This window comes from uncultured Pseudacidovorax sp. (assembly GCF_913773995.1).
Lineage (GTDB): Bacteria > Pseudomonadota > Gammaproteobacteria > Burkholderiales > Burkholderiaceae_C > Xenophilus.
Genome location: NZ_CAJYES010000249.1, coordinates 52,325 through 72,412, shown reverse-complemented (window position 1 = coordinate 72,412; position 20,088 = coordinate 52,325). Strand labels below are relative to the sequence as shown.

At 68.1% G+C, this 20,088-nt stretch carries 18 protein-coding genes; 9 read left to right on the top strand and 9 right to left on the bottom strand.

All coding sequences use genetic code 11. The features are described from left to right. Window positions 1-14: 14 nt before the first annotated feature. Entirely contained in the window at window positions 15-1,490 is a 1,476-nt protein-coding gene (gene mpl / locus QZ772_RS24105) for a UDP-N-acetylmuramate:L-alanyl-gamma-D-glutamyl-meso-diaminopimelate ligase (RefSeq protein ID WP_295532188.1), read from the bottom strand. A 69-nt stretch (window positions 1,491-1,559) separates the two neighbouring features. Here mpl and QZ772_RS24100 point away from each other — a divergent pair, with 69 nt between their 5' ends. The 7 genes from QZ772_RS24100 to QZ772_RS24070 all read left to right on the top strand — a co-directional run bounded on the left by QZ772_RS24100 (window position 1,560) and on the right by QZ772_RS24070 (window position 8,115). After that, a complete protein-coding gene (locus QZ772_RS24100; RefSeq protein ID WP_295532186.1) occupies window positions 1,560-2,150 on the top strand; it encodes a hypothetical protein in 591 nt (196 codons plus the stop codon). Next, window positions 2,147-2,695: a TlpA disulfide reductase family protein gene (locus tag QZ772_RS24095; protein WP_295532184.1), complete on the top strand. Its 549-nt coding sequence runs from the start codon at window positions 2,147-2,149 to the stop codon at window positions 2,693-2,695. Before QZ772_RS24100 ends, QZ772_RS24095 begins: the two co-directional genes overlap by 4 nt. A gap of 98 nt (window positions 2,696-2,793) precedes the next feature. Next, on the top strand, window positions 2,794-3,261 hold the full coding sequence (gene accB, locus QZ772_RS24090) for an acetyl-CoA carboxylase biotin carboxyl carrier protein (protein ID WP_295532182.1): 468 nt from the start codon (window positions 2,794-2,796) through the stop codon (window positions 3,259-3,261). A gap of 8 nt (window positions 3,262-3,269) precedes the next feature. Beyond that, window positions 3,270-4,619 carry an acetyl-CoA carboxylase biotin carboxylase subunit gene (accC, locus tag QZ772_RS24085; RefSeq protein ID WP_295532180.1) on the top strand — a complete coding sequence of 450 codons (1,350 nt, stop codon included), beginning with the start codon at window positions 3,270-3,272 and terminating at the stop codon, window positions 4,617-4,619. A 143-nt stretch (window positions 4,620-4,762) separates the two neighbouring features. Continuing rightward, window positions 4,763-5,656 (top strand): 50S ribosomal protein L11 methyltransferase, encoded by an 894-nt coding sequence (gene prmA, locus QZ772_RS24080; RefSeq protein WP_295532177.1) that lies wholly within the window; start codon window positions 4,763-4,765, stop codon window positions 5,654-5,656. A gap of 58 nt (window positions 5,657-5,714) precedes the next feature. After that, window positions 5,715-7,142, top strand: a complete 1,428-nt coding sequence (locus QZ772_RS24075) for a DUF3426 domain-containing protein (protein WP_295532175.1) — start codon at window positions 5,715-5,717, stop codon at window positions 7,140-7,142. 70 nt (window positions 7,143-7,212) lie between these two features. Next, entirely contained in the window at window positions 7,213-8,115 is a 903-nt protein-coding gene (locus QZ772_RS24070) for a carbohydrate kinase family protein (RefSeq protein ID WP_295532173.1), read from the top strand. 89 nt (window positions 8,116-8,204) lie between these two features. Here the strand turns inward: QZ772_RS24070 and QZ772_RS24065 are convergent, their stop codons facing one another. Together QZ772_RS24065 and QZ772_RS24060 are read right to left on the bottom strand one after the other, a co-directional pair. Continuing rightward, entirely contained in the window at window positions 8,205-8,771 is a 567-nt protein-coding gene (locus QZ772_RS24065; RefSeq protein WP_295532232.1) for a histone H1-like DNA-binding protein, read from the bottom strand. Between the two features lie 194 nt (window positions 8,772-8,965). Continuing rightward, window positions 8,966-10,126 carry a ribonucleotide-diphosphate reductase subunit beta gene (locus QZ772_RS24060; RefSeq protein WP_295532230.1) on the bottom strand — a complete coding sequence of 387 codons (1,161 nt, stop codon included), beginning with the start codon at window positions 10,124-10,126 and terminating at the stop codon, window positions 8,966-8,968. On the opposite strand from QZ772_RS24060, the gene QZ772_RS24055 reads away from it, so the two are divergent. After that, the gene (locus QZ772_RS24055) at window positions 10,041-10,292 is read left to right on the top strand and encodes a hypothetical protein (protein ID WP_295532242.1); all 252 of its coding nucleotides are present in this window, start codon (window positions 10,041-10,043) and stop codon (window positions 10,290-10,292) included. The genes QZ772_RS24060 and QZ772_RS24055 overlap by 86 nt on opposite strands. Window positions 10,293-10,351: 59 nt before the next feature. Here QZ772_RS24055 and QZ772_RS24050 read toward each other — a convergent pair whose 3' ends face one another. The 6 genes from QZ772_RS24050 to ccsA all read right to left on the bottom strand — a co-directional run bounded on the left by QZ772_RS24050 (window position 10,352) and on the right by ccsA (window position 18,496). Beyond that, window positions 10,352-13,291 carry a ribonucleoside-diphosphate reductase subunit alpha gene (locus QZ772_RS24050; RefSeq protein WP_295532171.1) on the bottom strand — a complete coding sequence of 980 codons (2,940 nt, stop codon included), beginning with the start codon at window positions 13,289-13,291 and terminating at the stop codon, window positions 10,352-10,354. Window positions 13,292-13,638: 347 nt separating this feature from the next. After that, complete coding sequence (ampD, locus tag QZ772_RS24045) at window positions 13,639-14,220, bottom strand: 1,6-anhydro-N-acetylmuramyl-L-alanine amidase AmpD (RefSeq protein WP_295532228.1); 582 nt, start codon at window positions 14,218-14,220, stop codon at window positions 13,639-13,641. After that, window positions 14,213-15,751, bottom strand: coding sequence for a sigma-54 dependent transcriptional regulator (locus QZ772_RS24040; protein WP_295532169.1), 1,539 nt, complete (start codon window positions 15,749-15,751; stop codon window positions 14,213-14,215). The genes ampD and QZ772_RS24040 overlap by 8 nt, the downstream gene beginning before the upstream one ends. Before the next feature lie 5 nt (window positions 15,752-15,756). Then, a complete protein-coding gene (locus QZ772_RS24035) occupies window positions 15,757-17,451 on the bottom strand; it encodes an ATP-binding protein (protein ID WP_295532167.1) in 1,695 nt (564 codons plus the stop codon). Further along, window positions 17,448-17,687, bottom strand: a complete 240-nt coding sequence (locus QZ772_RS24030; protein ID WP_295532165.1) for a PP0621 family protein — start codon at window positions 17,685-17,687, stop codon at window positions 17,448-17,450. Before QZ772_RS24030 ends, QZ772_RS24035 begins: the two co-directional genes overlap by 4 nt. Beyond that, complete coding sequence (gene ccsA, locus QZ772_RS24025) at window positions 17,687-18,496, bottom strand: cytochrome c biogenesis protein CcsA (protein ID WP_295532163.1); 810 nt, start codon at window positions 18,494-18,496, stop codon at window positions 17,687-17,689. Before ccsA ends, QZ772_RS24030 begins: the two co-directional genes overlap by 1 nt. 116 nt (window positions 18,497-18,612) lie before the next feature. On the opposite strand from ccsA, the gene ffh reads away from it, so the two are divergent. Next, the gene (gene ffh / locus QZ772_RS24020) at window positions 18,613-20,007 is read left to right on the top strand and encodes a signal recognition particle protein (RefSeq protein ID WP_295532161.1); all 1,395 of its coding nucleotides are present in this window, start codon (window positions 18,613-18,615) and stop codon (window positions 20,005-20,007) included. The last annotated feature ends 81 nt before the right edge of the window (window positions 20,008-20,088 follow it).

The following is a 20,088-nucleotide window of genomic DNA, read 5'->3' as shown; positions in this document are numbered from 1 at the left end:
GGGCTCTCCTGCGCTCAGGTCGCCTGCAGCGCGGCGAGGAGCTTGCCATGGATCCCGCCGAAGCCGCCATTGCTCATGCACACCAGGTGGTCGCCAGGACGCGCCACCGCGACCACGGCTCTTACCAGGCTGTCGATGTCGCCGAAGCAGCCGGCGCGTTCGCCCATCGGCGCCAGGGCGCCGGCCACGTCCCAGTCCAGACCGGCGGTGTGGCAGAAAGCAAGGGCAGCATCGCGCAGGCTGTCCGGCAACTGGGCGGCCATGGTGCCCAGCTTCATGGTGTTGCTGCGCGGCTCGAAGATGGCGAGGATGCGTTCGCCCTGGCACCGGTCGGCGTCCAGCCGCTGGCGCAGGCCGTCCAGCGTCGTCTGGATGGCGGTCGGGTGGTGGGCGAAGTCGTCATAGACGCGGATCGGCTCGGCGCCGGCCTGTGCCACCTCGCCGCGCAGCTCCATGCGGCGCCGCACGTTGCGGAAGCGGCAGAGCGCCTCGGCCGCCTGGGCCGGGGCCACGCCCACATGCTCGGCAGCGGCGACGGCGGCCAGCGCATTGGCCTGGTTGTGCTGGCCGCTGAGGTTCCATTCCACACGCCCGACCACGGTGTCGCCGCGCAGCACGTCGAAGGCATGGGCCGGGCCGCGTGCGCGCCAGTGCGCGTCGGGCGCCTCGCCGAAACGGGCGACTTCGCTCCAGCAACCCTGGGCCAGCACCCGCTCCAGGCTCTGTTCGCCCGCGTGGACGACCAATCGGCCGGTGGAGGGCACGGTTCGCACCAAGTGGTGGAATTGCCGCTCGATGGCCGCCAGGTTGTCGAAGATGTCGGCGTGGTCGAACTCCAGGTTGTTCAGCACCGCCGTGCGCGGCCGGTAGTGGACGAACTTGCTGCGCTTGTCGAAGAAGGCGGTGTCGTACTCGTCGGCTTCGATGACGAAGGGGGCTGGATGGCTTGCTCGCGCCGCGGAAGCGACGGCCGCTTCTTCCAAGCCCGTCGAGGCGAGAGCTTCGGCAGCCCCGCGACCCAGGCGCGCGGAGACACCGAAATCCAGCGGCACGCCGCCCACCAGGAAGCCGGGCTGCAGGCCGGCCTGGTCCAGCACCCAGGTGAGCATCGAGGTGGTCGTGGTCTTGCCATGGGTGCCGGCCACGGCCAGCACATGGCGGCCCTGCAGCACATGCTCGGCGAGCCACTGCGGGCCGCTGGTGTAGGGCGCGCCTGCATCCAGGATCGCTTCCATCAATGGAAACTTGGGCCGGCCATCGGCCAGCCGCGCCCGCGAGACGACGTTGCCGATCACGAACATGTCGGGCCCGAGCGCCATCTGGTCGGCTCCGTAGCCTTCGATCAGTTCGATGCCGAGCTCGCGCAACTGCGTGCTCATCGGCGGATAGACGCCCGCATCACAGCCTGTGACGCGGTGGCCGGCCTCGCGGGCCAGGGCGGCCAGGCCGCCCATGAAGGTGCCGCAGATGCCGAGGATGTGAATATGCATCGGCGGATTCTAGGAAGGGCCGCAGGGCCGTCCGCTCCGGGGCCGGCCTTGCGGCGGCACAATGCGCCGATGGACTCCGCCAAGCGCGACATCGCTGCCGCCGCAGCCCGCCTCATCGTGGAGGAAGGGCTCGAATACGGCCCCGCCAAGCGCCGGGCCCTGCGCGATCTGGGCCTGCCGCAGCGCACCGCACTGCCCGGCAACGACGAGGTCGAGGAGGAGGTGCGCGACTACATCCGCATCTTCTGCGCCGACACCCAGCCTGCCGAGCTGCAGGCGCTTCGACGCCTCGCACTCGAGTGGATGGAGCACATGGCGGCCTTCAGGCCGCATCTCGGCGGCTCTGTCTGGCACGGGACCGCCACCCGGCTGAGCGACATCTACATCCAGTTGTTCTGTGATGACTCCAAATCGGCGGAGATCGCACTCATCGATCACCGCGTCGAATACGAGCCACGCACCGTTACCGGCTTCCATGGTGACAGCGTCGAGGCGCTGAGCGTCCACGCCCGCAGTCGTGAACTGGGTACCGAGGTGGGGGTGCACCTGATGATCTACGACCTGGACGATCTGCGCGGTGCCTTGCGGCCTGACAGCCAGGGTCGCACGCCCCGCGGCGATCTCGCTTCGGTCCGGCGTCTAGTGGAGGAGGGGCGATGACGGTCAACCGTCGTCACTGGCTGGCCTACGGCGGTGCCGCCGTCGTGGCGGCGGGCGCGGGCCTCGCTCTGTGGCGCCATCGTGAACTGAAAGATGCCGGTGCGCGGGCTGCTGGGGAGGTCCCCGACGCCCTGTGGTCACTGCGCTTGCCCAGGCCTGGCGGTGGCGAGTTGGCACTTGCGACGATGCGGGGCAAGCCGACCTTGGTCAACTTCTGGGCGACCTGGTGTCCCCCTTGCGTGGAGGAGATGCCCCTGCTCGACCGTTTCCACCGTGAAAACGCCGCCAATGGGTGGCAGGTGGTCGGCATCGCCGTGGATCGTGCCGAACCCGTCGACAAGTTCCTGGCCCGTCTTCCGGTCGAGTTTCCCATCGGGATCGCGGGCTCTCAGGCCTTGTCGCTGGTCAAGACCTTGGGCAACGACAGCGGGGGCTTGCCCTTCACGCTGGTCCTCGATTCGGGCGGCGCCGTGCGCGACCGTAGAATGGGCAAGGTCGAGCCCGCCGACCTGCAGGCTTGGCAGCGCGCAGTGGTTCACGGCTAGAATCCGCGACCTTCTCGGCAGATGGCGTCAAAACGCCGACGTACGCCGACTTTCAAGCAAGTTCGATAGACGGCCCCCGCGGCCGGCGCTGGAGAATCATGGATCTGCGCAAACTCAAGACACTGATCGACCTGGTGTCTGAATCCAATATTTCCGAACTCGAGATCACCGAAGCCGAAGGCAAGGTGCGCATCGTGAAGGCGGGTGAAGCCGCCCCTGTTCAGTACGTGCAGGCTGCGATGCCCCCATCTGCGGCGTCTGCCGTGATGGCGGCCGCACCGGCCGGGCAGGCAGCGGCACCGGCCGCGGCGCCTGCAGAGGCAGCGCCTTCGGGCCATGTGGTGAAGTCGCCCATGGTCGGCACCTTCTATCGCTCCTCCAGCCCGGGTGCCCCCGCCTTCGTGGAGGTGGGTTCGCAGGTGAAGGAGGGCGACACCCTCTGCATCATCGAGGCGATGAAGATCCTCAACGAGATCGAAGCCGACAAGTCGGGCACCGTCAAACAGATCCTCGGCGAGAACGGCCAAGCCGTCGAATACGGCCAGCCGCTGTTCATCATCGAGTGAGACGCTGAATGTTCAAGAAGATCCTGGTCGCGAATCGCGGCGAGATCGCTTTGAGGATCCAGCGCGCCTGCAGCGAACTGGGCATCAAGGCGGTCATGGTCTATTCCGAGGCCGACCGCGAGGCCAAGTACGTCAAACTGGCCGAAGAGGCCGTGTGCATCGGCCCGGCTCCGTCGTCGCAGAGCTACCTCAACATGCCGGCCATCATCTCGGCCGCCGAGGTGACGGACGCCGAAGCCATCCATCCCGGCTACGGCTTCCTGTCGGAAAACGCCAACTTCGCCGAACGGGTGGAGCAGAGCGGCTTCCAGTTCATCGGCCCCACGCCTGAGTCGATCCGCACCATGGGCGACAAGGTGTCGGCCAAGCAGGCGATGATCAAGGCCGGGGTGCCCTGCGTCCCCGGCTCCGATGGCGAACTGTCGGACGACGCGGCGGCCAACAAGCGCATCGCCCGCGCCATCGGCTATCCGGTGATCATCAAGGCCGCCGGCGGCGGCGGTGGGCGCGGCATGCGCGTGGTGCACACCGAGGCGGCGCTGGTCAATGCCATCCAGATGACCAAGGCCGAGGCGGCCGCGGCCTTCAACAATCCGGCCGTGTACATGGAGAAGTTCCTCCAGAACCCGCGGCACGTCGAGATCCAGATCCTCGCGGACAAGCACAAGAACGCCGTCTACCTGGGTGAGCGCGACTGCTCCATGCAGCGCCGCCACCAGAAGGTGATCGAGGAATCGCCGGCCCCTGGCATCCCGCGCAAGCTGATCGAGAAGATCGGCGAGCGCTGTGCCGCCGCCTGCAAGAAGATCGGCTACCGCGGCGCCGGCACTTTCGAGTTCCTGTACGAGAACGGCGAGTTCTACTTCATCGAGATGAACACCCGCGTGCAGGTGGAACATCCGGTGACCGAGCTTGTGACCGGCATCGACATCGTCAAGACGCAGATCATGGTCGCCGCCGGCGAGAAGCTGCCCTTCACGCAGCGCCAGATCCAGCTCAAGGGTCATGCGATCGAATGCCGGATCAATGCCGAAGATCCGTACAAGTTCACGCCTTCGCCGGGTCGCATCACCATGTGGCATCCGCCGGGCGGTCCGGGCGTGCGCGTGGATTCGCACGTGTACACCAACTACTTCGTCCCGCCGAACTACGACTCCATGATCGGCAAGCTGATCGTCTACGGCGACACGCGCGAGCAGGCCATGGCCCGCATGCGCACGGCGCTGAACGAGACGGTGGTCGAGGGCATCCTGACCAACATCCCGCTGCACCGCGAGCTGATGGTGGACGCCAAGTTCATGGCCGGCGGCACCAACATCCACTATCTGGAAGAGTGGATGGCATCCCATAAGCGCTGACCGGCGCGCAGTCCCGGGCGGGGTCACCCGCTGCGGCGATACTTTGGAAGACTTGCGCCGCGGCCCGGCCTTCCGGTCCGCGGCGCGCTTGTTATGGGGGCCGGCGCGGCTTGCCGCGGTCAGGCCGATATGAAAGGCGATTCATGTTCGAACTGCGGCTCTTGGCGCCCGAAGACCGGGTCGAGGTGGTGGGCGAGGCACTGGATGCGCTCGATGCCCTGTCCGTCTCGGTGGAAGACGCCGATGCCCACACCGAGGCCGAGCAGGCGCTGTTCGGCGAGCCGGGCATGCCGCCCCCGCGCGAAGGCTGGCAGCGCTCGCGCGTGGTGGCCCTCTTCGATACCCGTGCCAAGGCCGACGACGCCGCGGCCCTGCTGCAGGCGCAGGACTTCTTCGAGGGCTGCAGCCTGGCGGGTATTGCCGAGGTGCCCGAGCAGGACTGGGTGCGCCTCACGCAGTCGCAGTTCGCGCCGGTGGAGATCACCGAGAGCTTCTGGATCGTCCCGACCTGGCACGAGCCGCCCGCGCAGGCCGTGCAGGTGATCCGCCTCGACCCGGGCCTCGCCTTCGGCACCGGTACGCACCCGACCACGCGCATGTGCCTGCGCTGGATCGCGACCCAGCCGGCCGACGTGCTCGGTTCGCGCGTGCTCGACTACGGCTGCGGCTCGGGCATCCTGGCCATCGGCGCCGCGAAATTCGGCGCCACCGAGATCGATGCCGTCGACATCGACGAGGCGGCCGTCGAATCGACCCGCCTCAATGCCGAGGCGAATGCAGTCGAACTCTCGCCGGGTCTGCCCGATCGGGCCGAGGGCGAATACGACACCGTGCTGGCCAACATCCTGGCCACTCCCCTCAAGGTGCTGGCGCCGCTGCTCTGCGCCCATGTGCGACCGGGCGGCCATTTGGTGCTGGCCGGCATCCTTGCGCGACAGGCCGACGAGCTGAAGGAGGCCTATGCACCGTGGATCGCGCTCGAGGTCTCCGATACCGAAGACGGCTGGATTCTGATGACGGGCCGCCGCGCGGCATGATCACCGCCCTCCCGCTCCGAAAGGCGATTGCATCGCCCGCCAAGTCGAAGGCAGCTCCGTGAGCCTCGTCACGCGCTGCCCCGCCTGCGCGACTGCCTTCAAGGTGGTGCGCGACCAGCTGCGCCTGTCCGAGGGTTGGGTGCGCTGCGGCCGGTGTGGGGAGGTGTTCGATGCGCAGTCCGACCTGCGCGAGCAGTTGCCCGATGGCAGCTGGGTAGTGCTGGCGGGGCCGGCTTCCGTGGATGCGCCACGCGGCCTGTCCGTGGACGGCGAGGGTGCACCCGCCCACACGCTGCAGGATTCGGAAAGCGACCCGGTCGAGGAACATCCACCTGCCGCCGTTTCGCCGCCGCCCGAGAGTTCGCCGTCGGGGAGCGCAGCATGGCCTTCTGGGGATTGGCTGGACCTGTCTGCATCCGGTGCGACGTCTTCGGCCCCGGCTGCCGAACGGGTCGAGCCGCGGATGCCGTCGCCCGATCTGCTGGACCTGGGATCGCCCGAGGATGCAGAGGAGCCCTCGCCGCAGGAGGGTCGGCCCTCATCCGCCGCCCCTAGGACCGCTTCTCCGCCCGTACGGCCCGCGGCTGACGCGGCGCAGGTTGGCCGCGTCCTGCGCCGAGGTCGCGCATGGGCGAATGCCGAGCCCACAGCGCTGGCGGCCTTCCTTCGACCTGGGCGCACCGCGGCGTCCGCGCCGCGCCAGAACACCATCGAGCCTTCGCTGGATGGAGAGGCTCCGACCTTCGATTCTTCTTCCGCGGCGGAAGACGTCAACATCGATGCTCCCGCCCCAGACGGCCCCACGCCGGAGGCGTTGGTCCGCGAGTCCGCGCCGCCCTCGTTACTGCCGCCATCGCCCGATGTGGCAGGGCTGTCCTCGTCGGCCTTGCCGCCGCCGGATGCGCCGGCCCTCGAAAGCGAGCCCACCGAGGGGCTCGCGCTCGCGCCGTTGCGGCCGAGCTTCATGGATACGCCTGACGAGAACGCGGAAGGCACTGCGCCTCGGCGCCGCCGCTTCTGGCTGTGGTCGCTGGCTGCGCTCGTCCTGCTGATGATTCTGGGTGTGCAGGTGTTGCGGCAGGAGCGCGACCAGTGGGCTGTGTCCCGTCCGGCGCTGCTGCCCCTGGTGTCGGCCGTGTGCCGCGCGACGGACTGTGCCATCGAGGCACCGCGCCGCATCGACGACATCCGGGTGGATGGCTCGACGCTCATGCGCGATGGCGCCGAGGGGCACTACCGGCTGGTCTTCACGGTGCGCAATGCCGCGGCCATCGCGGTGGCCATGCCGGCGATCGAACTGTCGCTGCTCGACGGGTCCGAGCGCCCGGTGCTGCGCCGCGTGGTGCAGCCGGGCGAGATGGCCCGCGCGGCCACCTTGCCGGGGCGCACCGAAGAGGAGGTGGCCCTGGCCCTGCAACTGCATGCGGCCGAGGGTCGGCCGCTGCCTTCGGTGGTGGGCCACAGCGTGCTCGCCTTCTATCCCTGAAGCCGTTTCGGTCGCTCCGTGCCGAAGGCTTCGCTTTGTCTCCAACCGCTTCTGCAGGATTGATCCCGCCATGGCTTCCGTGATCTGCGGCTCGCTCGCATTCGACACCATCATGACCTTCGAGGGCCGCTTTGCCGAGCAGATCCTGCCCGACCAGCTGCACATCCTCAACGTGTCCTTCCTGGTGCCCGGCCTGCGGCGCGACTTCGGCGGCTGTGCGGGCAACATCGCCTACAGCCTCAATGCCCTGGGTGGTCGCGCGCTGCCGATGGCGGCCGTGGGCAGCGATGGTGCCGACTATGTGCAGCGTCTCAAGGAACTGGGTGTGGGCACCGAGTTCATCCTGCAGCTGGACGACAGCTACACCGCGCAGGCCATGATCATGACCGACCGCGACAACAACCAGATCACGGCCTTCCACCCGGGCGCGATGCAGCAGGCCCACCTCAACCGCATCGAGGCGCGGGAAGACATCCGCCTGGGCATCATCGCGCCCGACGGCCGCGAGGCGATGTTGCAGCATGCGGCGCAGTTCAAGGCCGCCGGTATTCCCTTCGTGTTCGACCCGGGCCAGGGCCTGCCCATGTTCGACGGCAAGGACCTCGCGCACTTCATCGACCAGGCCGACTGGGTCGTGGTCAACGACTACGAAGGCCGCATGCTCAGCGAGCGCACTGGCTGGAGCACGGCCGAGATCTCGCGCCGTGTGCGCGGCATGGTGGTCACACTGGGCGCCGAGGGCTGCGACGTGTGGGTCGGCGGCGAGGCCACACGCGTGGCCCCGGTGACGCCCGAAGCGGTGGTCGATCCCACCGGCTGTGGCGATGCCTGGCGCGGTGGTCTGCTCTATGGCCTGGAAAAGGGCTGGGACCTGGTGCGCTGCGCCGAGTTGGGAAACCGCCTGGGTGCGCTCAAGATCGCACAGCGCGGCCCGCAGAACTACCAAGTGGACCGCGCCGCACTGGGCCTTTGAGCGCGCTGCCGATGCAATAAAAAAACCCGGCGCCTTCCGGTCGCCGGGTTCGGGCTTCGAAGGCCGCTTGCGCGGCACTTCGCTCAGCCTCAGGGCTTGCTGGCCGTGGGGAAGGGCCAGGCCGCCTGCGGGCTCAGCGTGGTCTGGGCTGCGGGAGCAGCGGCAGGCGCGGGGGCGGCCGCAGGGGCAGGGGCAGGCGCTTTCGCAGAGGCAGGCTTCTTGACGGCCTTCTTGGCAGCAGCCTTCTTGGCGGGGGCCTTGGAGGCAGCAGTCTTGGCAGCCGTCGTCTTCTTGGCGGCGACCTTCTTGGCCGGTGCAGCCTTCTTGGCGGCAACCTTCTTCGCGGGCGCTGCCTTCTTGGCCGCAACCTTCTTTGCCGGTGCGGCGGCCTTCTTGGCGGGCGCAGCCTTCTTCGCCGCGACCTTCTTGGCCGGTGCAGCCTTCTTGGCCGCGACCTTCTTCGCCGGCGCCGCCTTCTTGGCCGGTGCAGCCTTCTTCGCTGCGACCTTCTTCGCGGGCGCTGCCTTCTTGGCTGCAACCTTCTTCGCCGGTGCGGCCTTCTTGGCCGGAGCCGCCTTCTTCGCCGCGACCTTCTTGGCCGGGGCGGCCTTCTTTGCAGCGACCTTCTTGGCCGGAGCCTTCTTTGCAGTTGCCATTTCTTTCTCCTTGATCAAGTTGGAAATCAACCTTCGAATTGCACCGTCCGCACGTGTGCCTGCGAACGGCAATTCATGGCGCCGGGGCACACCCCGCCGCCACGAATGGGAAAGCCCCGAACGCCGCACTCTGCGGTGCGTATGGCGTTCAGGGCGGGTCTCAGATCCATTCGTCCTTCAGGAAAGAGGATTGCTCAGTCCCATGAGAGCGCACCACCCGACTGGTATTCGATCACGCGGGTTTCGAAGAAATTGCGCTCTTTCTTCAGGTCGATCATTTCGCTCATCCAGGGGAACGGGTTTTCCTCGTTCGGGAAGAGCGCTTCCAGGCCGATCTGCGTGGCACGCCGGTTGGCGATGTAGCGCAGGTAGCCCTTGAACATGGAGGCGTTCATGCCGAGCACGCCACGGGGCATGGTGTCTTCGGCATAGCGGTATTCGAGTTCGACGGCCTTCTGGAACAGGGCCTTGATCTCGGCCTTGAACTCGGGCGTCCACAGGTGCGGGTTCTCGAGCTTGAGCTGGTTGATCAGGTCGATGCCGAAGTTGCAGTGCATCGACTCGTCACGCAGGATGTACTGGTACTGCTCGGCGGCACCCGTCATCTTGTTCTGGCGGCCGAGCGCGAGGATCTGCGTGAAGCCGACGTAGAAGAACAGGCCTTCCATCAGGCAGGCGAAGACGATCAGCGACTTGAGCAGCGTCTGGTCGGTCTCGGGCGTGCCGGTCTTGAAGTCGGGGTTCATGATCGCGTCGATGAACGGGATCAGGAACTCGTCCTTGTCGCGGATCGACTGGACTTCGTTGTAGGCGTTGAAGATCTCGGACTCGTCCAGGCCCAGCGACTCGACGATGTACTGGTAGGCGTGGGTGTGGATCGCCTCTTCGAAGGCCTGGCGCAGCAGGAACTGGCGGCACTCGGGCGCGGTGATGTGCCGGTAGGTGCCGAGCACGATGTTGTTGGCGGCCAGCGAGTCGGCGGTGACGAAGAAGCCGAGGTTGCGCTTGACGATGCGGCGTTCATCCTCGGTCAGACCGTTCGGGTCTTTCCAGAGGGCGATGTCGCGGTTCATGTTGACCTCCTGCGGCATCCAGTGATTCGCGCAGGTGGCGAGGTACTTTTCCCAGGCCCACTTGTACTTGAAGGGCACCAGCTGGTTGACGTCGGTCTGGCCGTTGATGATGCGCTTGTCGGCGGCATTCACACGACGGGCCGCTGCGGTTGCTGCTGCAACAGGTTGCGCAGCAACGGGCGCGCTGAAGCTGTGCGTGGCCAACGCGGGCTGTGCAAAGGAAGCGGGGGAAGAAGGGGATGCCATCGACCGGCCGGCGGCCATGTCCGATGTATTCGACAGTGCGCCCGAATTGGAGGGCTTGACTTCGTCGTCCCAGGTCAACATAGAAAAATCCAATGCTCAATTATCAGAGCAACGACACACGATTGAAAAGTTCTTCGACTGTGTCGTTGCTGAATTTTGTTGTGCCTGGGCATCGGGTCTGTCGTCCGATGCCCCGACATGACGGCATGCGTTCCTGCTTTGCGCAGGAACGCATGCATCAATGCGCGATGCGCGCAGCGATCACTGGCAGGCTTCGCAGCCCGGATCGTCGATGGCGCAGAATTTGATGTCGGTGGCGGGCACCGCGTTCATCTGCGCCTGTGCGGCGGCTGCAGCGGCTTCGAGTGCGCTCGGTGCGCTCGCGACAGCGGCAGGCTGCATCGCCATCGACGAGCTGCCACCCGAGGACACGGCATTGAGTCGGCTCGATTGCACGGTCGACTTCTCGGCGTGCGTGGCGCTGATGGTGCGCAGGTAGTAGGTGGTCTTGAGGCCGCGGGTCCAGGCCAGCGTGTAGGTGTCGTGCAGCTTCTTGCCCGAGGCGCCGGCCATGTAGATGTTCAGGCTCTGCGCCTGGTCGATCCACTTCTGGCGGCGGGCGGCGGCTTCGACCAGCCATTGCGGCTCGACCTCGAAGGCCGTGGCGTACAGCGCCTTCACGTCCTGCGGCACGCGGTCGATGGGACGCAGCGAGCCGTCGAAGTGCTTGAGGTCCATGACCATCACGTCGTCCCACAGGCCCAGGCGCTTGAGGTCGCGCACCAAGTAGTGGTTGATGACGGTGAACTCGCCCGACAGGTTGGACTTGACCGACAGGTTGCCGAAGCAGGGCTCGATGGACGCGTCCACGCCGATGATGTTGGAGATGGTCGCCGTCGGCGCGATGGCCACGCAGTTGGAGTTGCGCATGCCGTCCTGCTTGATCTTGGCGCGCAGCGCGTCCCAGTCGAGGGTGCGCGAGCGGTCCACCTCGACGTAGCCGCCGCGGGCCTTCTCCAGCAGGTCGAGCGAGTCGATCGGCAGGATGCCCTTGTCCCACAGCGAGCCCTTGAAGCTGCTGTAGCGGCCGCGCTCGGCCGCCAGCTCGGTGGAGGCCCAGTAGGCGTAGTAGCAGATGGCTTCCATCGACTTGTCGGCGAAGTCGACAGCCTGCTCGCTGGCGTAGGGGATGCGCAGCTCGTACAGCGCGTCCTGGAAGCCCATCAGGCCTAGGCCCACCGGGCGGTGGCGCAGGTTCGAGTCGCGGGCCTTCTTGACGGCGTAGTAGTTGATGTCGATGACGTTGTCGAGCATGCGCATGGCGACCGAGATGGTCTTCTTGAGCTTCTCGTGATCGACGCCGCCATCCTTCAAGTGCTGCAGCAGGTTGACCGAGCCCAGGTTGCAGACGGCAGTCTCGGTGTCGCTGGTGTTGAGCGTGATCTCGGTGCAGAGGTTCGACGAGTGCACCACACCGGCATGCTGCTGCGGCGAGCGCACGTTGCACGCGTCCTTGAAGGTGATCCAGGGATGGCCGGTCTCGAACAGCATCGAGAGCATCTTGCGCCACAGGTCGGTGGCGGGCACCGTCTTGGCGGGCTTGATCTCGCCGCGGGAGGCCTTCTCTTCGTAGGCGACATAGGCGCGCTCGAAGTCGGCGCCGAACAGGTCGTGCAGGTCGGGAACGGAGGAGGGCGAGAACAGCGTCCAGTTGCCCTTCTCCATCACGCGGCGCATGAACAGATCTGGGATCCAGTTGGCCGTGTTCATGTCGTGGGTGCGGCGGCGGTCGTCACCCGTGTTCTTGCGCAGCTCCAGGAACTCCTCGATGTCCAGGTGCCACGTTTCCAGGTAGGTGCAGACCGCGCCCTTGCGCTTGCCGCCCTGATTGACGGCCACGGCCGTGTCGTTGACCACCTTGAGGAAGGGCACGACGCCCTGCGATTCGCCGTTGGTGCCCTTGATGTGCGAGCCCAGGGCGCGCACGCGGGTCCAGTCGTTGCCCAGGCCGCCGGCAAACTTCGACAGCAGCGCGTTTTCCTTGATCGACTCGTAGATGCCGTCTAGGTCGTCGGGCACGGTGGTCAGGTAGCAGGAGGACAGCTGCGAGCGCAGCGTGCCACTGTTGAACAGCGTGGGCGTGGACGACATGAAGTCGAAGCTCGACAGCACCTCGTAGAACTCGATGGCGCGGGCCTCGCGGTCGATCTCGCCCAGCGCCAGGCCCATGGCCACGCGCATGAAGAAGGCCTGCGGCAGCTCGATGCGCGTCTTGCGCACGTGCAGGAAGTAGCGGTCGTACAGGGTCTGCAGGCCCAGGTAGTCGAACTTCAGGTCGCGGTCGGCCTTGAGGGCTGCGCCCAGGCGGGCCAGGTCGTACTGCAGCAGCTTCTCGTCGAGCAGCTCGTTTTCGACGCCCTTCTTGATGAACTGCGGGAAGTAGTCGGCATAGGCGGCGCCCATCTCGGCCTGCGCGGTCTCGCGGCCCAGCACTTCCTTGACGATGGTGTGCAGCAACAGGCGCGCGGTGGCGTAGGTGTAGTCGGGGTCCTTCTCGATCAGCGTGCGGGCGGCCAGGATGGAGGCCTTGTAGACCTCGTCCAGCGGCACGCCGTCGTACAGGTTGCGCATGGTCTCGGCGACGATGGGCTCGGCCTTCACGCCGTCGCCCAGACCGACGCATGCCGACTGCAGCAGCGACTGCAGCGCGCCCATGTCCAGCGGCACGCGCTCGCCGCCGTCCAGCACATGCAGCTGAGGCGCCGCCGCGGTGGCGGTCTGCTCGACCTGCTTGGAGCGCTCCTGCGCGCGGCGCTCGCGATACAGCACATAAGCGCGGGCGACTTCCTGGTAGCCGCCGCGCATCAGGCCCAGTTCCACCTGGTCCTGCACGTCCTCGATGTGGAAGGTGCCGCCGCCCGGACGCGAGCGCACCAGTGCGCGCACCACGGCCTGCGTCAGGCCTTCGACGGTCTCGCGCACGCTTGCCGAAGCCGCGCCCTGCGTCCCGTGCACCGCCAGGAAGGCCTTCATCATCGCCACGGTGATCTTCTCGGGCGCGAAGGGCACCACGGCGCCGTTGCGGCGGATGATCTGGTAGTGGGCGAGGGCGGGGGCCGTCGTGCCCGCGACGTCGCGGCCAGCGGTCATCGTCGGCAGGGGCTTGGCGGAGGTGGCGGGAGAGTTCAAGGCAGTCTGCATGCGGTTCCTCTTGAGGGGGCTTGGTGTTCGTCGATCAGGGCGCGCGGCGGCAGCAAGTCATGCCGCCGCGTCGATGGGGGCACTATATCTGGTGTCTCGAAGGGGGCAAATGCACTACAGGTAGTGTTTGGGTGAACTGCCGGGTCACCCTTGACTTCCGGTAAAACCCCAAGGTCGCGCGCCCAAGCCAAGTGGCAGTGGGCGGTCGCGCCAAAGATGGCGCAACGATGGGGCTTGCCGGGCGATTTGGCGCGCAAACCCGCATGAATATTGGCTTGCCACCCGCCTGCCCCGGAGCCCGCTGCAAAGCGCGCGCGCCATCGCTTCGCGAGGATCGATTGAAAAATTTAGGGGTTGGGCGGGAAGGCGATGCCGGCACCCGTGAGCTGACGCGCCAGCCGTCGCCAGTCGAAGCCCGGCCCCGGGTCCTGTTTGCGGCCGGGGGCGATGTGTTCGTGGCCGGCGACGTGGGCAATCGGATAGCGCACCGACAGTGCCCGCGCAAGCTGGGCCAGGGTGTCGTACTGCGCATCCTCGAAGCGCTCGCCTTCCAGGCCCTCCAGTTCCACGCCGATCGAGTCGTCGTTGCAGTTGGCGCGTCCCCGCCACTGCGAGACGCCGGCGTGCCAGGCCCGATCGTCCGCGCTCACGAACTGCCAGAGCTCGCCATCGCGGCGGATGTAGAAGTGCGCCGAGACCTCCAGGCCCCGGATCTGCGCGAAGTACGGATGCGCGTTCCAGTCCAGCCGGTTGGTGAAGAGCTGCTGCACTTCCTCGCCGCCGTAGCGCCCGGGCGGCAGGCTGATGGAGTGCACCACCAGGAGATCGATGCATGCCCCGGCCGGGCGGGGGCCGAAGTTGGGGGAGTCCAGCCGCCGGGCTGTCCGCAGCCAGCCGTCGTCCCAGATGCCCGCGCCGGGCTCAGTCATCGTCGCCATGCGGCACCGCGATGCCCAGGCGCGCGATGCGGTAGCGGATCTGGCGCAGGCTCAGGCCCAGGCGCGCGGCAGCCGCGGTGCGGTTGTAGTTGGCCTCGCGCAGCGCGCGCTCGACGATGCCGCGCTCCTGGTCGTCGAGATACTGCTGCAGGTCGGCCGGAACGGGGGGCTCACCCGCGGCCGACGGTGATCGGGTGTGCGCGGCCTCCGGCACGGGAATGGCCGTCACGGCGCCCGGCGCTGCCATCGCAAAGAGCGGCATGGACAGGTCCTGCAGGCCGCTGCCGTCCGCGGCCTCGACGTCCAGCTGCAGCGTGTCGCCCTCGCTGAGGGCCACAGCGCGGTGCAGCAGGTTCTCCAGCTCGCGCACATTGCCGCGCAGCGGATGCGACTCGAGCTTGAGCAGGACCTGCATCGTCATCGCGGGCACGCGCTGGCCGCTCTCCTCGGCAATGCGGGCCAGCAGGGCGTCGCACAGGGCGGACAGGTCCTCGCGGCGCTCACGCAGCGGCGGCAGCCGCAACTCGATCACGTTGAGGCGGTAGAACAGGTCCTGGCGGAAGCGGCCCGCCTGCACCTCGGCCTGCAGGTCCTTGTGTGTGGCGCTGACGATGCGCACGTCCACGGGCTCCTCCTGGGTGCTGCCCAGCGGTCGCACGCAGCGCTCCTGGATGGCCCGCAGCAGCTTGGACTGCATGGCCAGCGGCAGGTCGCCGATCTCGTCGAGGAAGAGCGTGCCGCCGCGCGCCGCCTGGAAGTAGCCGTCGCGGTCCTGCATCGCACCGGTGTAGGAGCCCTTGCGCGCGCCGAAGAACTCGGCTTCCAGCAGTGCTTCGGGAATGGCGCTGCAGTTGACGGCGACGAAGGGGCCGCCGCCACGTTGGCTGCACGCATGCAGCGCCCGCGCCACCAGCTCCTTGCCGGTGCCCGATTCGCCGTGGACCAGCACCGGCGCCATGCCGCGCGCCACGCGCACGATGCGGGCCTTGACGGCGCGCATCGCGTCCGACTCCCCCACCAGGCGCGCCAGCGCAGCACGCGCCACGGGTGCAAAGCCCACGTCGGCCGGTGCTTCCTCGGCGGGCACGACAGGGAGGGCCTCGCGCAGCGGCGCCGCACGGCCCGGCGTGGCGCCCGGGCGTTCCTGGATGGCCGAGGCCACCACACTGCGGAACTGCTTGAGGTCCACCGGCTTGGTCAGGTAGTCGAAGGCGCCCGCCTTGAGCGCCTCGACGGCGTTCTCGGCCGAGCCGTAGGCCGTCATGACCACGCAGCGCTCGCTGCGCTGGTGGCGGGCGATGCGCTGCAGCAGCTCCAGGCCGAGGCCGTCAGGCAGCCGCATGTCGGTGATCACGGCATCGAAGCGGTTGGCCTGCAGGTGCTGCCACGCCTCTTCCACGCTGCTGGCTGCTTCGACCAGGTAGCCCTCGCGCAGCAGGGTCAGTTCGTAGAGGGTGCGCAGGTCGGGTTCGTCGTCCACGACCAGGATCTGCGCCGGCGGCGATGCGGAGGAGCTGCTCACCGGCGCTATTGTGGCAAAGCGCCCGCCTGCGCTGGCTCGAAGCTCAGCAGGAAGGCATTGCCGGCGGGCACGTCGGGTGCGGGACGCAGGCGCTCGTAGCGGATGGTGGCCCCATGGCGTTCGCACAGCTCGCGGCAGATGAACAGCCCCAGGCCGCTGGAGCGGCTCTCGGAGGAGAAGAAGGGCTCGAACAGGTGGCGCTCCACGCCCTGCTCCAGCGGCGCGCCGTCGCTCCAGACGGCGAGGGTGGGGCGTCCATCGCCCGTGGCGAAGGTATGGACGCGGATGGACTCGGCGCCCGGCCCTGCATAGCGCGTCGCGTTGTCGAGCAGGTTGACGAGGATGCGGCGCAGGTGTTCCTCATTGAAGCGCACCGGCGGAAGGCTTTCCACCAGGCGCAGGGACGGCGGCACGCGGCCGCTCTGTCGGCTCCACTCGTCGACCATGGCGTAGACGCTGGCTGCCAGCGGCAGTGCCGTGCCGTTGCCCACGTCGCCGCCCTGCTGGCGCACGCGGGCAACGTCCAGCACCTCGTCGACGATGCGGCCGAGCCGGCGCGCGTTCTGCTGCACCATGGCGTTGAGCCGCTGCTGCGCCGGCTCTGCGAGGTCTTCCTCCAGCAGGGCACTGGCCTGGGTGATCGCGGCCAGCGGGTTGCGGATCTCGTGCGCGACCGCCGCCGACATGCGGCCCATCGCGGCCATCTTCTCGGTGCGGATGCGGGCCTCCAGCTGGCGCAGGTCCTGCAGGAACATCACGCAGAAGCCGCGGTGGCGGGCCCCGTCCACTGCCGTCAGCCGGGTGCGCACGCGCAGTTCCCGCGGCGTCGCATGAGGCTGGGCGATGGGCAGGTCGGCGCTGCAGTCGGCCCCTTCGTCGAAAGTGCGCTGTGCCAGATCGGCCAGCGGCTGCCAGGCCGGATGGGCCACCAGCGAGCGCGGCAGCGAGCCGCGGTCCAGGCCGCCGCCCAGCAGCGCGTCGGCGGCAGGGTTGGCCGTGTGCACGCGGCCGGCCTCGTCCACCACCAGCACGCCTTCGGACAGCGCCTCGATCACGAGGGCGTTGATCTGCGCCTGCAGCTGCGCCGAGTCCTGGCTGCGGCTGGCGCGGGCCTCCTCGCGGGCCAGGCGCAGCGCCAGTTGGTGGGCCAGCAGCGACAGCACGAAGAGGCCCGTGCCGGTCAGTGCGGCCTGAAGCAAACGGCCGGGCCCGTCGGGGCCTGCCGCCAGCTGGAAGCGCAGCGCCTCGGCCAGCATCAGCAGCGTGGCGGCCGAGGTGGTGGCCAGTCCGACCACCAAGCCACCGGCCACGGCCGCCATGAGCACAGGCAGGGCCAGCAAGGGCGTGTAGTTGACCGTGGTGCCGGTCTGCAGGGCCTGCAGCAGCGCGAACACGGCCACGTCGAGGCCGATGCACAGCAGCCAGGTCATGCCCAGCCGCCGCAGCGGCAGCCGCGCGGGCGTGCGCAGCCGGTCGGCGAAGGTGAAGGCGGCGTAGAGCGCGGTGATGGCCAGGGTCGGAGCGTGCATGGGCTGGCCCAGGGCGAAGGCGATGCCCTGCAGCGCCAGCAGCAGCAGCCCCACCGCGGGTCGGGCCGTCATGAAGCCGCGCCAGACCCGCTGCAAGGCCTGGCTGCGCTCGGTCCGGATCTCCAGCGCGGACCAGTCCGTGTTCGACGGAAAGTCCGTGTCCGGTGTCATGGCTCCGCGGCGCTGCGGTGCCGGTCGCTGCAATAGATGCCGTGGCGGCCGGCGACGGCGTCCGCGGCCGGGAGATGCAGGCCGCAGTGGGCACAGCGCACCATCGGCTGCGGCCCTTTGACGGCCGGCCGGCCAGCGGGCTTGCGCGGCGGGGCGGCGTCCAGTTCTTCCTGGCGGTTGCGCCGCCAGATCCAGATGGCCACAGCCACCACGAGGGTCACGAGCAGGAATTTCATCAGGCGACGGGCCGGTGCAGCACCACTTCGAGCACGAAGCGCGAGCCCACGTAGGCCAGCAGCAGCAGCACGGCCCCCGCATAGAGCACACGCTTGGCCGTGCGACCCCGCCAGCCGAACCGGCTGCGACCGGCCAGCAGGATGGCGAAGCTCAGCCAGGCCAGCAGCGAGAACACCGTCTTGTGGTCCCATTTCCAGGCACGCACCTGCGGTCCGTACAGCGTTTCGCTGAACAGCAGGCCCGCCAGCAGCGTGGCCGACAGCAGCACGAAGCCGGCGGTGACGAAGCGGAAGGTCAGCCGCTCCAGCGTCAGCAGCGGCAGACCTGCGTGCGGATCGGCCGCCTGGCGGATGCGTCGCTCAGCCCGCGTCATCAGCCAGGCGTGCACTACCGCCGCGCCGAAGAGTCCGTAGGAAGCGATGCCCAACGCAAGGTGCAGTGGCAGCCACGGCGAGGCGGACATATGCAGCGGCGAGCCCGGAAAAGCAGCCGCCAGCAGTGCCGCCAGCGCACCCAGCGCGGCGAGCGCGCGGCGCACCGTCAGGCCCGGGAAGAGCCGACTCTCCACGGCATACACCGTCATCACCAGCCAGGCGGTGATCGACAGGGCCGGCGCGAAGCCGAAGCGGGGCGTGCCAGGCAGCAGCCCGGTGGCCAGCGCCGCCGCATGCAGCAGCCACGCGATGGCGACGAGCGCCTGCGTGGCACCCCGGTTGAGCCTGTGGGAGAAGGCTGCGGCCACGCCGTAGGCCGCAGCCGTGGCGATGCCCAGGGCCACGCTGAGTGGGGAGGGGCTCGCTAGAATCATCGGCTGAGTTTAGCCTTTGGGCCCCAGCGGACGGGGCCGCCGGACACCCCGCCGTGCCGGCCCCGGAGTCGGCTGCCGCCGCCTCCTTCCTCCCCCAGCCTTCTTCCCCTCCAGCCATGGCCACCGCACTCACCGACAAGTTCTCCCGTCTCGTTAAGCAGATGAGCGGGCAGGCGCGCATCACCGAATCCAATGTGCAGGACATGATGCGCGAGGTGCGCATGGCGCTGCTCGAGGCCGACGTGGCGCTGCCCGTCGTGCGCGACTTCGTCAATCGCGTCAAGGAAAAGGCGATGGGCGAGGAGGTGATGGGCTCGCTCAAGCCTGGCCAGGCGCTGGTGGGCATCGTCAACCGCGAACTGGCGGCCACGATGGGCGAGGGCGTCTCGGACATCAACCTCAACGCCCAGCCGCCGGCCGTGGTGCTCATGGCCGGCCTGCAGGGCGCCGGCAAGACCACCACCACCGCCAAGCTGGCCAAGCACTTGATCGAGAAGCGCAAGAAGAAGGTGCTGACCGTCTCGGGCGACGTCTACCGCCCGGCGGCCATCGAGCAGCTCAAGACGGTGACGAAGCAGGCCGGCGCCGAGTGGTTTCCCAGCACGCCCGACCAGAAGCCGCTGGACATCGCCCGTGCCGCGCTCGACCATGCCAAGCGGCACTACTTCGACGTTCTGCTGGTCGACACCGCGGGCCGGCTTGCCATCGACGAAGTGCTGATGGAGGAAATCAAGACACTGCACGGCGCGCTGAACCCGGTCGAGACGCTGTTCGTCGTCGACGCCATGCAGGGCCAGGACGCCGCCAATACCGCCAAAGCCTTCAAGGAAGCGCTGCCGCTGACCGGCATCATCCTGACCAAGATGGACGGCGACTCGCGTGGCGGTGCGGCGCTGTCGGTGCGGCAGATCACGGGTGTGCCGATCAAGTTCGCCGGCACCAGCGAGAAGATCGACGGCCTGGAGGTATTCGACGCCGAGCGCCACGCGGGCCGCATCCTGGGCATGGGCGACATCGTGGCGCTGGTCGAGCAGGTGTCGGCCGGTGTCGACCTGGAGGCGGCCAAGAAGCTTGCCACCAAGGTCAAGAGCGGCCACTTCGACCTGGAAGACTTCCTGGCCCAGTTGCAGCAGATGAAGCAGATGGGCGGCCTCTCCAGCTTCATGGACAAGCTGCCGACGCAGCTGGCCGCCAAGGCCAGCGAGGCCGACCTCACGCGCGCCGAGCGCGACATCCGCCGCAAGGAAGGCATCATCCACAGCATGACGCCGGCCGAGCGTCGCAAGCCCGAACTCATCAAGGCCAGCCGCAAGAAGCGCATCGCCACGGGTGCGGGCGTGCAGGTTCAAGAGGTCAACCGCCTGCTCAACGAGTTCGAGCAGATGCAGGGCATGATGAAGAAGATGAAGGGCGGCGGCCTCATGAAGATGATGAAGCGGCTGGGTGGCATGAAGGGCATGCCGGGAATGCCCGGTATGGGCGGCCCTGGTGGGCCCAAGCTGCCGTTCTGACGCGAGGAGCGGGTCGCCCGGTCATGCGGTCCGGTTGACCCGAGGCCGTTCGGGCTGAGCCTGTTGAATACCTCGGCGTAA